Source organism: Lysinibacillus cavernae, from assembly GCF_009724685.1.
Taxonomy (GTDB): Bacteria; Bacillota; Bacilli; order Bacillales_A; family Planococcaceae; genus Lysinibacillus; species Lysinibacillus cavernae.
The window spans coordinates 97,274-110,093 of the sequence record NZ_WMEF01000011.1; the positions used below are offsets into that span (position 1 = coordinate 97,274).

14 protein-coding genes are annotated in these 12,820 nt (G+C 37.1%); 5 read left to right on the forward strand and 9 right to left on the reverse strand.

Translation table 11 applies throughout. The annotated features are described in order from the left end of the window. Positions 1-3: 3 nt before the first annotated feature. A complete protein-coding gene (locus tag GJU32_RS18655) occupies positions 4-426 on the reverse strand; it encodes a Na(+)/H(+) antiporter subunit B (protein ID WP_155593431.1) in 423 nt (140 codons plus the stop codon). Next, positions 416-2,827 (reverse strand): Na+/H+ antiporter subunit A, encoded by a 2,412-nt coding sequence (locus GJU32_RS18660; protein ID WP_155593432.1) that lies wholly within the window; start codon positions 2,825-2,827, stop codon positions 416-418. Before GJU32_RS18660 ends, GJU32_RS18655 begins: the two co-directional genes overlap by 11 nt. A gap of 600 nt (positions 2,828-3,427) precedes the next feature. On the opposite strand from GJU32_RS18660, the gene GJU32_RS18665 reads away from it, so the two are divergent. Continuing rightward, positions 3,428-4,114, forward strand: coding sequence for an adenine nucleotide alpha hydrolase family protein (locus GJU32_RS18665; protein WP_155593433.1), 687 nt, complete (start codon positions 3,428-3,430; stop codon positions 4,112-4,114). Between the two features lie 37 nt (positions 4,115-4,151). Here GJU32_RS18665 and GJU32_RS18670 read toward each other — a convergent pair whose 3' ends face one another. Next, positions 4,152-5,357, reverse strand: coding sequence for an MFS transporter (locus GJU32_RS18670; RefSeq protein WP_155593434.1), 1,206 nt, complete (start codon positions 5,355-5,357; stop codon positions 4,152-4,154). 106 nt (positions 5,358-5,463) lie between these two features. Between GJU32_RS18670 and GJU32_RS18675 the strand changes: the two genes are divergently transcribed. Continuing rightward, on the forward strand, positions 5,464-6,183 hold the full coding sequence (locus GJU32_RS18675; protein WP_155593435.1) for a YetF domain-containing protein: 720 nt from the start codon (positions 5,464-5,466) through the stop codon (positions 6,181-6,183). Between the two features lie 18 nt (positions 6,184-6,201). Here GJU32_RS18675 and GJU32_RS18680 read toward each other — a convergent pair whose 3' ends face one another. Further along, positions 6,202-6,906 carry a CBS domain-containing protein gene (locus GJU32_RS18680; RefSeq protein ID WP_155593436.1) on the reverse strand — a complete coding sequence of 235 codons (705 nt, stop codon included), beginning with the start codon at positions 6,904-6,906 and terminating at the stop codon, positions 6,202-6,204. Positions 6,907-7,111: 205 nt separating this feature from the next. On the opposite strand from GJU32_RS18680, the gene GJU32_RS18685 reads away from it, so the two are divergent. Both GJU32_RS18685 and GJU32_RS18690 read left to right on the forward strand, forming a co-directional pair. Beyond that, entirely contained in the window at positions 7,112-7,873 is a 762-nt protein-coding gene (locus tag GJU32_RS18685; protein ID WP_155593437.1) for a MerR family transcriptional regulator, read from the forward strand. Then, a complete protein-coding gene (locus GJU32_RS18690; protein ID WP_155593438.1) occupies positions 7,870-8,523 on the forward strand; it encodes a GAP family protein in 654 nt (217 codons plus the stop codon). The genes GJU32_RS18685 and GJU32_RS18690 overlap by 4 nt, the downstream gene beginning before the upstream one ends. A gap of 175 nt (positions 8,524-8,698) precedes the next feature. Here GJU32_RS18690 and GJU32_RS18695 read toward each other — a convergent pair whose 3' ends face one another. The 5 genes from GJU32_RS18695 to GJU32_RS18715 form a co-directional block, all read right to left on the reverse strand. After that, positions 8,699-9,481 carry an ABC transporter permease gene (locus tag GJU32_RS18695; protein ID WP_155593439.1) on the reverse strand — a complete coding sequence of 261 codons (783 nt, stop codon included), beginning with the start codon at positions 9,479-9,481 and terminating at the stop codon, positions 8,699-8,701. Beyond that, positions 9,478-10,362, reverse strand: coding sequence for an ABC transporter ATP-binding protein (locus tag GJU32_RS18700; protein ID WP_155593440.1), 885 nt, complete (start codon positions 10,360-10,362; stop codon positions 9,478-9,480). Before GJU32_RS18700 ends, GJU32_RS18695 begins: the two co-directional genes overlap by 4 nt. Continuing rightward, positions 10,359-10,562 (reverse strand): PLDc N-terminal domain-containing protein, encoded by a 204-nt coding sequence (locus tag GJU32_RS18705; RefSeq protein WP_155593441.1) that lies wholly within the window; start codon positions 10,560-10,562, stop codon positions 10,359-10,361. Before GJU32_RS18705 ends, GJU32_RS18700 begins: the two co-directional genes overlap by 4 nt. A 121-nt stretch (positions 10,563-10,683) precedes the next feature. Continuing rightward, a complete protein-coding gene (locus GJU32_RS18710) occupies positions 10,684-11,115 on the reverse strand; it encodes a protein-tyrosine phosphatase family protein (RefSeq protein ID WP_155593442.1) in 432 nt (143 codons plus the stop codon). A gap of 20 nt (positions 11,116-11,135) precedes the next feature. Beyond that, positions 11,136-12,083: a carbohydrate kinase family protein gene (locus tag GJU32_RS18715; RefSeq protein ID WP_155593443.1), complete on the reverse strand. Its 948-nt coding sequence runs from the start codon at positions 12,081-12,083 to the stop codon at positions 11,136-11,138. A 156-nt stretch (positions 12,084-12,239) separates the two neighbouring features. Here GJU32_RS18715 and GJU32_RS18720 point away from each other — a divergent pair, with 156 nt between their 5' ends. Next, complete coding sequence (locus tag GJU32_RS18720; RefSeq protein WP_155593444.1) at positions 12,240-12,803, forward strand: GNAT family N-acetyltransferase; 564 nt, start codon at positions 12,240-12,242, stop codon at positions 12,801-12,803. The last annotated feature ends 17 nt before the right edge of the window (positions 12,804-12,820 follow it).

The window sequence follows — 12,820 nt, forward strand, 5'->3', positions numbered from 1 at the left end:
TGGCTACTCATCCTCACTTATACTTAAAATAATTGTCACGACAACACCCACAACCGTTAAAGCTACACCTGCTTCAAAAATGGTTACGGTTGAAAAACCCATTTTCCCAAATATAGGAACATCTATATACGTATATGCCTGCGTTAAAAATGGTACATCGAAAAACAACGAACCAATTGCAGTTCCAGTAGCAAGCAAAACCCCCAGTGCTGCAACCTTTTTAAAGTCGAATGGCATTCCTTTATGCACAGTCTCAATATCATAAGCTAGATATAATAAAACAATGCCAGAAGCTAACACGAGGCCACCTATAAAGCCACCACCTGGAGCATGGTGCCCAGCAAAGAACAAATACACTCCAAGTGTTAAAATAATGAACACGACAGCCTTTGTGACCGTCCTTAATATCACATCATTAATTTTCATGATCTGCTTCCTCCTTTCGTGGCTTAAGCTTTGTCAGCGCATAGACCCCTAAGCCAGCAATCAGAAGAACAACAACTTCTAGCATCGTATCAAAGGCACGGAAATCCCCTAGTATTGTATTGACGATATTGGAACCGCCAGCCAATTCATAGGCATCATTGAAATAAATAGATACTGGTTCAAAGCGGTCGTAGTGTACTACTGCCAATCCTACAATTGTTACAGTTGCCCCTACAAAAATGGAAATCATCGCTTTAGACCATTGAATCCTTTTTCGAGGCACTTCCGGCATTAAATCTGGTAAATATTTAAAACATAAAAGGAATAAAGCTGTTGTTACCGATTCAACAACTAATTGTGTTAATGCTAAATCTGGTGCACGGAAGATGACAAAGAAAAATGCAATTGAATAACCTAGTACACCATTTAACAACATCGCTGTCACTCGGCCCTTTGCAAAAATCATCCAAACAGCCGCAAATATCATGACAAATACAAGAATTAATTCGTAGGACTCAATAGCAGAGTCCCTATCAAAATGAAAGGTCATTGCATCTGACCAAATAAAGTAACCAGCAATAAGTGCAACGAAAAATACATATATATAGACAAAATAATGTGTTAAATTACCCGTCATATATTTGCGAGTAAGCTTCTCTGAGCCATTTTCACTCATCTCAATCATTCGATTGTAAAACGTATTAAACGTATATTTTTGTGAAAATATGCGATATAGTGGCTTCCAGCTTTTTAATGTTTTGAATAAGACAATCCCAATAATAATGACACCTAACGTCATCAATAATTCTGTATTGATACCATGCCAAGCATAAATATGTGGTGTTAATTCACTTGTTGTTGGGAATGTAGGATAAATACTTGCCATGGCAGGTTCTAAAATATAGTGGCCCAGCACATTTGGAAAGAAGAAGATACCGACTACTAACAAGCATAAGATGATTGGTGAAATTAACATACCAAGTGGTGCTTCGTGTGGTTTTCTATCCATCTTCTCAGGCTGTAGTTTACCCAAAAATGTGCGACTAATTAAAATCAAACTATAGACAAAGGTAAAGATACTTGCTACCCATGCTACTATTGGGAAAAATAACCCTACATCGGCAATAGAGAATGCTTCTACATCTCGAATAGCTAATACCGCTGCAAAAAACATTTCCTTACTTAAGAAACCATTAAATGGTGGTAATCCTGCCATCGAGAAGCTACCGATTACTGCAATTGTAAAAGTTATAGGCATTAAGGACATCAAGCCACCAAGACGACGAATATCACGAGTACCTACTTCATGATCGACAATCCCAACCATCATGAATAGGGCACCTTTAAATGTCGAGTGGTTGACAAGGTGAAACAGTGCAGCAAAGCTTGCCTGTGTGTACAAAATAGAACTTTCTCCATAGCCATAATAATGACCAACAGAACCAAGGCCAAATAGACTCATAATTAGGCCAAGCTGACTCACTGTTGAAAAGGCTAATAAGGCTTTTAAGTCCGTTTGACGAACAGCATTAAACGAGCCCCAGAATAGCGTGACTAGACCGACGACACTTACTAGCCAGAACCAAATTGCTTCCCCGCCAAAGACTGGAGAAAAACGAGCAACTAAATAAATACCTGCCTTTACCATCGTGGCAGAGTGCAAATAAGCACTAACAGGTGTTGGTGCTTCCATGGCATCAGGTAACCAAATATGGAATGGAAATTGTGCAGATTTAGTAAAGGCTCCTAGTAAAATCAGGATTAGCGCTGGCGTAAATAGGGCATGATCACGTATAACCCCTACATTAGCTACAATTTCACGAATACTAAATGTATTGGATGCAACATAGAGCATTAGGAAACCTGCAAGCATGGATAGACCGCCAAAGACAGTAATCATCATCGCCTTTTTGGCCCCTGCACGTGATGCCTTTCTATGATGCCAAAATGCAATTAATAGGAATGATGACACACTTGTTAATTCCCAAAATGTGTATAATACCATTAAGTTATCTGAAAAAACAACGCCAAGCATAGCGCCCATGAATAGTAATAAATAGCAGTAAAAATGATGAAGAGATTCTTTCGTTGATAAATAAAAAATAGAATATAAAATGACTAAACTACCTACACCTGTAATCAGTAAGCCAAAAATCATACTGAGTCCATCAAGGTAAGTTGTGAAATTTATATTAAAAGAGGGAATCCACTCATATGTATGGATAAACGTTTTACCCTCGGCAAGTTGAGGAATGTAGCGCGCGAGTAAAAGAAATAAGATGAATGGAACAGATATAACAAACCAGCCAAGATGTGTGACACGCCTTAGTCGCCTATAAAGCAATGGGATAAGGGCCGCACAAACAAATGGCAAAAGTATCGCAATGAGAACAGTAACCAAATGAAAACCTCCTACTATCAAAATCATCTAGAAAAAAATTTGTGGTGATTGGATTGTTAAGTGCTAAGACTTTAGAAATTTGTTCAAGCTAAGTAACATGTCAGATATGTTCTTGAAATTTTTACAAATGGAATGTGGTGGGGTGTTAAAGTGCCTTGTCGTTACTCTACGCGACAGCGGCAATGATTGGAAAATGGATATTTTAAGTTATTTAGTCACTTCTAACCCGATGTAAGCCTAAATAACTTGTGGAAAATCAGATAATTTATACAGTTGCACATCAATTCGACTCAATTATACCGGCATTATAAAGACACTTGACTATCTAATTAACTCACTGCATAATAGTGTGGCATATGAAAGCAATTTAGCTTAGATGCACGTAATGCATAAATTAAATAACTTTAAATTATTGATTTAAACTTAATCCTTCAAGGGTTTTCCAATATATTTCCGTTAACTTTTATACATTTTTAAGTATACAATATAAATGAGCATAATGCACTGTAACAGCATCGATTTTAGCTGTTTTAGGATAATTTCTTCAAAATCAACAGTGAAATTAACAAAATACCAACAGATAAGAGGTGTACATTTTTTATGAAGCATATAAAAGGGCGTTTGGATGAAAGTATATTAGTTTGTGTTTACTACGGCTTAAATGGCGAACGTTTAATACGTCGTGGTCATAAAATGGCCACAATGCTAGATTGCCCACTCTATATTCTTTCAGTCGATTCGCAACCCCTTGATGCATTTGACGCAGAGAAATCTAGCTATATAGAGCAATGGAAGAAGTTATCAAATGAACTTGAGGTAGAACAATTCATTTTGCAAGATAATGAAAAACGCCCCATACAGAAAGTTATTGCTGAAGTCGCAAAGAATTATGGCATTTCGCAAATTATCGTAGGGCAAAGCGCACAAAGCCGTTGGGAAGAAATCACTAAGGGGTCGTTTCTTAACGTTCTGTTAAAAGAAGTTCCTTTTGTAGATTTTCATATTGTGGCTGTCCAACGTCCGACAGACGATGATGCAAATGAAACATATGAAAAAGGAGTACGTGCATACTTAATTAAAGAGCAGGATAACTTTAAAGTAGCATTTACATGTCCAAAATATGTATCTATTGAAGGCATATTCTTCAAGGAAATTGGCACAGACTTTGACAATGGCATCTTTAAATTTACTTACAACGATAAAATGCATGAAGTTCACATTTCAGAAGGCTATGTGATCGATCAAGAGAATCTTCCAGCAGAATTTTTAGCTCCGTTAAGACAATAAAAAAACGCGTACCTCTTTAAGAGGACGCGTATTTTTATTAGACTGCAGCGGATGCTGGTTTATCCTTCGGTAAAAAGAAAGCAATCAGCAATAATAAAGGTAATAAAGAAACGACCATCATGGTAAAATCTATACCTTTGTGATCCATCAAAATACCGATTACCATTGCACCTATTGCCCCCATGCCAAAAGCAAAGCCAGTCGTTAGGCCTGCCATTGTGCCAATCTTTGTAGGAACTAGCTCCTGAGCATATACCACTGTTACAGAGAAACTAATCATGATCAACGTACCGATAATGACTAAAAATAGCATGGCAGCCCATAATGGTACATATGGCAACGCTAAACAAAATGGCATTGGTACTACCACAGAGAGTATAATGACATTTTTTCTACCAATACGGTCTGATAGAGACCCTCCGAAAAAAGTACCTACAACGCCAAATGCCATGAAGGTGAAAATTAATATTTGTCCTAATCGAAGGCTGACATCATAATGATCCATCAGATAAAACACATAAAAGCTTGTTATATTTGTTGTATAAAATGATCGTGCAAAAATTATAGTAAACAATAACGTTAAAGCAATTCCTACTTGTTTCTTTGTTAATGGAGGCAAAGTTGAAACTAAAACACGTTTTTTCTTCGCAGTTCGCTCTTGCTCCAACTGCTTTTTATACCACGCTGCAATTTTACTCAATAAAATGATGCCGAACGTTGCAACTACTAATACGATGGCAGCGCCACGTTGTCCAAATATATCAAGAATGTAAGCACTAATTAATGGTGCAAGAGCTTGTCCTGAATTTCCCCCTACTTGATAAATAGACTGAGCAAGCCCTCTTTTAGAGCCAGCTGCCATAAATGAAACTCTCGATCCTTCAGGGTGAAATATAGCTGAACCAAAGCCTATAAATAATACCGCAATAATAATTATCCAGTACTGGGTTGTGAACGCTATTATGGCAATGCCTATAAAAGAACTAATCATACCTATTGGCAAAGCATAGGGCATTGGTCTTTTATCACTAATAAAGCCTACAGCCGGCTGTAATGCAGAAGCAAATATATTTAAGACAAAAGAAATCAGACCAATTTGTGTAAAGCTCAATCCTAATTCACTCTTAAAAATTGGAAACATTGCTGGGATAACAGCTTGCATCGTATCATTAATAAGATGAGCAGCACCTATTGCAATCATTATTGGATAGATGGGATTTGTCATATTTAATTGTTTGTTCATGCTGCCACCTCGCTCTTTCAAATTTTGTTTATTCATGATTGTCGCATACTATTAACCATTTTGCACAAGCTACAGTTTGACAGCTGTAAAAGGAGTTGATATATGCATGGAAAGCTTTATTCATGCTCACTTTTGGGAAATGATTCTTCGAACTACACTTTCGTTTTTTGCATTACTTATTCTGGCACGTGTACTTGGAAAAAAACAATTGGGCCAACTAACATTCTTCCATTATATTACAGGTATTACATTTGGATCGATTGCATCAGAAATTGCCTCACAGGAAGAAACGCCTTTTTTAGACGGTATGATATCCCTCATTTGGTGGAGTGTCTTAACATATTTGATGACCGTTATTACCATTAAATCAAAAAAAGCACGTGTTCTCATTGATGATAAACCTACGATTGTTGTTCAAAAAGGGCTTATATTAGAATCAGCACTACGAAAAAACCGTCTTCATTTAGATGAGCTAACAATGATGCTACGTGAACAAGCCATTTTCTCTGTACAAGACGTTGAATATGCATTACTAGAAACAAACGGGAAACTCAGTGTATTACAAAAAACCTCTGAACAAGTGGCTACAAAGCAGGATGTTAAAGCAGATATTTCACCACCTACTTATCTGCCAACAGAAGTCATTTCTGATGGTCAACTTATTAAAGAAAATATGGTTGAGCTTGATTTGACTGAAGACTGGGTAATGAAGAAATTGAAAAAGCAAAATGTGCAATCAGTAGAAGAAGTCTATTTTGCTCAAGTCCAAACAAATGGTTCCTTATACATCAGCTTAAAAGATAAAGCGAGACATTCAAGCCCATAAGTTTGTCTCTTCTCTTTGCTATTCGATCTTAACAATATCTAATGGTGTAATAATACCTAGTAATTTTTGATGTGGTTCGCCATGCTCCGTTATTAATAAAGCCTCAAAACGCCTTCCTCTTTCGACCCCTTGTTTAAAAAGTTCCTCAGCCTCATAGATCGTTATGTACCTACTGATAAATTTGTAATTCACCCTATTTTTCTCATGCATTAAAATATCATGCAACGTTGGAATCCTTTTTGGTAAATGGTCGCCACCCATCTTTGACGCAAGCCAATTAGTGATTCCTACTGTCGTGATAAGCCCTTTAAATTGTTTATTATAATAGACAGGAAATTGGGTATATTTTCGGTGACGTATCACTTTCAACATATGTTTTAGAGAATCATTTTCTTGAAAAATCAGTACTCTTTTACGGAACATTTGCCCCACAAGCGTTGGCTTAGCAAGGGTAGCATCTATGTATTCAATTTTTTCTACAACATCTGTATGTGGTTCTGCAATTACATAGTGTAAAGAAGTACGATGATGCACAATCGCATTTCGTAAGTCCGCATACGAGCGTAAATCGTCTTCATACTTCTTCACTAACACATCCTTTTTCTTCGCTTGATCGATAAGACGATAAAAAGGCATAAAATCCTTGGCACCTACAATATCTCGTAATCTATGGTCTATTCGATTAAACGCTGTCAGGAAACGATCGGAATTTTCAGTCTCCACTTTTCATATACCTTCTTTCTATAAAAATCTATATATTTTCCGAGTTATTTGACAAATTTCGAGTTACACCCCCATTATATTCCTAAGTTATGGATATTCCAAGAATGTAGTTTTTTACTAGCATAAAATAATTTTAAAATCCCCCTTGAAAGTGACGTAACGTCATTTTGTATACTATCAGTAACAGAGAGGGGGATTCGTTATTTTGCTTACAATTCACAATGTTTCCAAACAAACTGGCATTTCTGTTCGAACATTACGTTATTATGAGGAGATTGGACTGTTACTTCCAACTACTAAGACGGATGGTGGACATAGGATTTATGGAGAGAATGAACTGAAAACGCTACAGCAAATCGTATTTTTAAAGGCATTAGGATTCAAATTAAAAGAAATTCAAAAACTTATTACTAATTCATGGGAGTGGGAAGCAAGTTTAGACCATCAACTTTCTTTTGTAGTAGAGGAACAAAAGAAATTACAACAAATGGAGAGCGCTATACTTGGATTAAAGAATGCTTCCGCTATTGAGGGAGGTTTAACAGAGTCTCTTATTCAAAAGTTCATTAAACTTTCGATTCAGGACCAAGAAAAAAAGCAAGCTTTCCGACAGCAGATGTTTGTAGCTGCCGAAATGGACCTTATTCACAAACTCCCTAATATAAATCGCAATGATCCTAATTCTTTAGAGTGGATTGGTTTATTAGGTCAGTTAGAACAGCTAAGTAATGAAAATCCTGAGGCAGATTCCGTACAGTGCATTATCAAACGAATGATGGAAAAGGCTAAAGTAGAATACAAGGGAAATGAAGAATTTTTAGAAAAGATGTGGGCAATACGTATGTCTCCTCAAATAGCAGAACAGGTTGGATTATATCCATTAAAGGAAGCATTTCTGCATTTTATTGAACAGGCTTTCAATGTTTATGAAGCAAAAAATCATCCATTTGGTGATTTACAAAAATGAACATAGAATTTTTACTGTTGATTGGCGCCCTAGCTTTATTAGACATGTTTAGCCCTGCTATCATTGGTGTTACTGTTTATATACTACTTGTAGCTAAAAAAAATCAAATTCGGCTTTTACTAACGTACTTAATAACTGTGGCTTTGTTTTACTTTAGTACAGGGATTTTTTTAATGTTAGGTTTACATGTCCTATTCGATCCTATTGCTAATTTGCTAAGCAGTTACACTGCTCGGTTAATCATGACCATTGTGGGGGGAACTTTATTTATAGGTAGTTGGTTAGTACCTAAGAAAAAGGCAAAAGGAGCACCTAAACCAAAAGCTTTACATGTGAGTGCTATGGTAGTCCTAGGTATCACCACTTCTATTTTAGAAGTTGCAACTGCTCTTCCTTATTTCGCTGCAATTGGCATTTTAACGAGCAATCAATTAGCGTTTTATGAATGGTTGCCTTTATTGGCAGCTTACAATTTAGTGATGATAACACCAGGAATCATCCTACTTTGCTTACATCTTTTATTCCGTGGCTATATGATAAAACCTTTAAGAAAAATTCAAACACTTTTTGATCAAAGCACAAGTTCTGCTCTTTCTTGGATCATGTTCTTTGTTGGACTGATTTTGCTTATAAATGGTGGGATGATTTAAAGCAAAAAAAAACGAGGCTGGGACAGAACTCGATTATTTTGAAAAATAGCAAAAACAGATAATAACTTTTTCGCTTCAATGAATAGAGTGTTCCTTCCTAAATCAAAAAAGTGTTAGACCGAAATACAATCGGTCTAACATTTTTTCTTTTTGTCCCAGCCTCGTTTTATACGCTTCAGATTTTTGTAGAAGAAGCATTTCTTTTCATCATCATAATCCCAATGTTAATAAAGATAAGCGTCAGTACTACGGTAATAATAACACTCCACCAATAATCTAACATTTCCATTGTTCCCCGCGCTAGCAATATTCCATAGCTCGGTAATTTCCAGGGGGATATAGTCCAAAACATCCCCACTATCATATCTACTATTTGCCCTAAAAAAATAACCGTAAATCCACATGTCGTAGCTATAACTGTTTTAAAGCTAGCACTCATCATCAACGTTACAGCTATTACAAATAACAGCCAAACATAGTACGTACAAAAGCTCACTAGTAGTGCCCCAAGGTCCAAGGTTCCGTATAGAATACTTGTATAATAGACACTTGCAGCAAACCCAGCAAAAATGCTTACAAAGCTAACTGTGCTCATAACGATGAACTTGCTCATAAAATAAGCGCCAAAAGAAATGGGCCTTACATAAAATAATGTAGCCATACCGTTTGCTCGTTCTTTACTAATGATCCCTACAAAAGTAGCCATCATCACCAGTAATCCTATTGTTTGAAACTGCCCAATAGAGGCTTGCAGTAAATCAACTGGCATTAATTCTGGCACCAGCATTTCAAAGCCTTCTGGTACATTCCCAACAGCATTTAAAATATCCATCATATAATAGTTTGTCAGTGGGTCACTCATTCCAAGCAAAGCAAACACAAGAGGTATCCATAAAAATTTCCAGCTCCGCCATGCCTCTTTAAATTCTTTTTGTAATAGTATATTGAATCCTCTCATGCTTTTTTCGCCACCTTCATGAAAATTTCTTCCAAAGATGCTGTTTGTCGCTCTACTTTTCTTATTGTATAAGTGCATACACTTAAACGGTGAAGCAGCTTCTTCATCGTTGGTTCCTCATTCAATATCTCGATATACACATAACAACCTACTACCCGATCAGATGGGCTTGCGAAAAGTTTTGCCTCCTCTTCACTGCCAAATTCAACTACAAACTTTTGTTCATCAAATCGCTGTCGAACCTCACGTAATGTCCCCTGCTCTACTAGCTTTCCATTTTGCAAGAATAAGAGCTGGTCTGTCATCTCTTCTGCATCATTTAAAATATGCGTTGAATATAAAATGGTTGTGTCTTGTTGTAAACCTTTTAATAAATCAAGCACTTCTCTACGTCCAACGGGATCTAATGCTGAAACAGGTTCGTCTAATAGCAATAATTTAGGCTTATGCACTATTGCTTGGGAAATACCTAGACGCTGCTTCATGCCACCAGAAAAAGTTGCTATTTTTTTATGTTGGGCATCCCCTAACCCTACAAACTCTAGTGTTTTTCGCGCTTCCACTTTAGCCTTTTTAGCTATTACACCATTTAGCCTTGCAGCCATTTCAGTAAACTCTAACGCACTAAGCCAAGGATGGAATTGTGGATATTGAGGTAAGAACCCTATATTTGCACGTAAATCGCCATCTAATATCCTCACACTCCCAGCAGTCGGTTTTAAAAGCCCTGTTAACATAGATAAAGTTGTCGTCTTACCAGCTCCATTTGGGCCAATTAAAGCCGTTGAAGTCTTATCTTCTAAAATGAAATGAACATCATCTACAACTTTGTGCTCTGCAAATTGCTTGGTCAATCCCGTTACCTGAAGTAATGTTGTCATGACTGCTTTCTCCCCACAATAAAGTACGCTATGGACCCTATTAGATTTGCAAATAAAATGATAAATACCCATAAAATTTTAGGTCCATTTGTTGCGTGAATTTTACGCAAGTCAATAAGTGCTACTATCATTAAAATAATTTGAACGATGATGAGCGGTGCTATAACTGCCCATGGAACTTTTGCTAATTCCTCCATCATACATATCACCCCATTATTTGTTATACTCAAACTATAACAATTTTGTTCTAATATGTATAGAACAAAATCTTATTATTCAAGCATAAAAAAAGACGTACCCTAATCGGTACATCCTTCTCGATCATTTATAAAGTTTTTGTAGCGCTTCTTCCATTTTTGGACGAATGGCTACTTGTGGACGAGCTTCTTTGACTGTCGCTTCCGCTTCCTCTAATGAATTGGTCATTCCTAGCTCCATTAAGACAGCCGTTGCGGCAACACCTGCACGACCACCACCACTTCCACAGTGAACATATACTTTCTTCCCTGCCTCATAGGCTAAAGCAATTTCCTTCGCTACTTTTTGAATAGATGGTGCTACTTCAATATCCTCATCTGCTATAGGTATATGTTTATAAGCATACGGAACTGTTTCTTGCTCTTGTGAGGAAAGCCCATGAACGCGAACATCGATCACAATATCCACTGATTCTTGTGTAAAAGCTGCCTCCGCATCTTTTGCACCGCCAAAATATAGTTGATCCTTTACTAAAACATCGTAATTTTTTTCCATATATTACTCACTCCGCATGTTTATTTCAGTAAATGCTTAATATCCTCATAATATGGTAGAGCAGTTAATGCACCTGCTTTTGTTGCGGCAAAAGCTCCTAACTTATTGCCAAAGCTTGTACAACGCACAAGTTCTTCTTTTGTTGTAGGTAAACCATTGTAATGGACATCACGCAATACACCTGCCATAAATGCATCTCCTGCACCTGTAGTATCCACAGGCACAACTTTCTCAGTTGGTACATGGATAACCTCACCATTAAGGACAGCATAAGTGCCATTCTCTCCTACGGTAATTAAAATAATAGGTACTAAATAGCTATTTAGTTGTTCAATGCCTTCTTCTAAGCTAGTTGTTTCTGTTAGGAAGAATAATTCATCATCCGTTACCTTTAAAATATCGACATCTTCAAAAAATGATGTAACCGTATCTCGACAGATTTCTTCGCTACTCCAACGTAATGGACGTATATTGGCATCCATTGCAATAATTGCACCCTTTTCCTTAGCTATTTCAACAGCAGCTCGCGTTGTGGCAAGTGCCGTAGGATGGAACATAGTACCTGAACACACTGTTAAAGCAGATGCATGTTTAAAAGCTGCTTCGTTTAACTGTGATGGTTCTACTTGTAAATCTGGTGTTTCATCTACATAATCTTTAAAAATTCGCTCACACGCTTCTGTTAGATGCACATATACACCACTTACTCGCTTTGCTGGATTAAATACGGCATAATCCAGCTTTACACCCTCTTGAGCAAGCCCATCTCGAACAAATTGAGAGCCTTCGTCATCCCCTGTGATTGTAATGAGTGCGGAAGGCGCACCAATACGGCTAATACCAGCTGCAACATTTACCGTTGCACCACCCATATATTTAGTAAATGATGCGTTTGTTACATCATCAGCAATATAGTCAATAAAAGCATCTCCATAGACTAATATAAAATCCTTATCTTGCTTTGTCATGATTGTCCTCCTGAAAGTCTAGTCATTATAGATTAACACGAAAATTGTCATTTTATAAAGGTTTTTACTTTTGACATTTCTTAATGAGGGGCTAGAAAACTTGAGTCATCCTCTATCTTTGTTATACTTGCCTATAGAAAGGAAGGGATTTTCAAGATGAGTATTACAATTCGACAAGCGCAACCACAAGATGCCCATGCCGTTGTGCCTTTAATTATCGATGCCATTGGCGATATTGCTAATCGCTTAACTGGTGAACAATCAGCAGAAGCTGTTATGCAAGAACTGACAATTCTCTTTCAACGTGACGACAATCGACATTCATATTTAAATACCTTTGTCGCTACTGAAGGTGAGCAAATATTAGGGATTCTCGTTTACTATTATGGCGCACATGCTGTTAACATGGATGCTAACCTTATTAAATGGCTAGAAGCAAAAAATGCCCCGTCGATTATTATTGATCAAGAAGCCCATGAGGATGAGGCCTATATCGACACAGTTTGTGTAGCACCAGAAGCACGAGGTAAAGGTATCGGAACATTGCTATTACAATTTGCCGAAGAGCTCACAAAGCAGCGCGGCTACACTAAATTATCATTAAATGTTGAAACTCAAAAAGAGGATGCTCGCCGTCTTTATGAACGTTTAGGCTTTGTTATTACGGAGCCATGGTCCATAATTGATGAGCCATTTCATCATATGGTAAAACAGTTTTAGGAAGAGAAGTGAAAAAT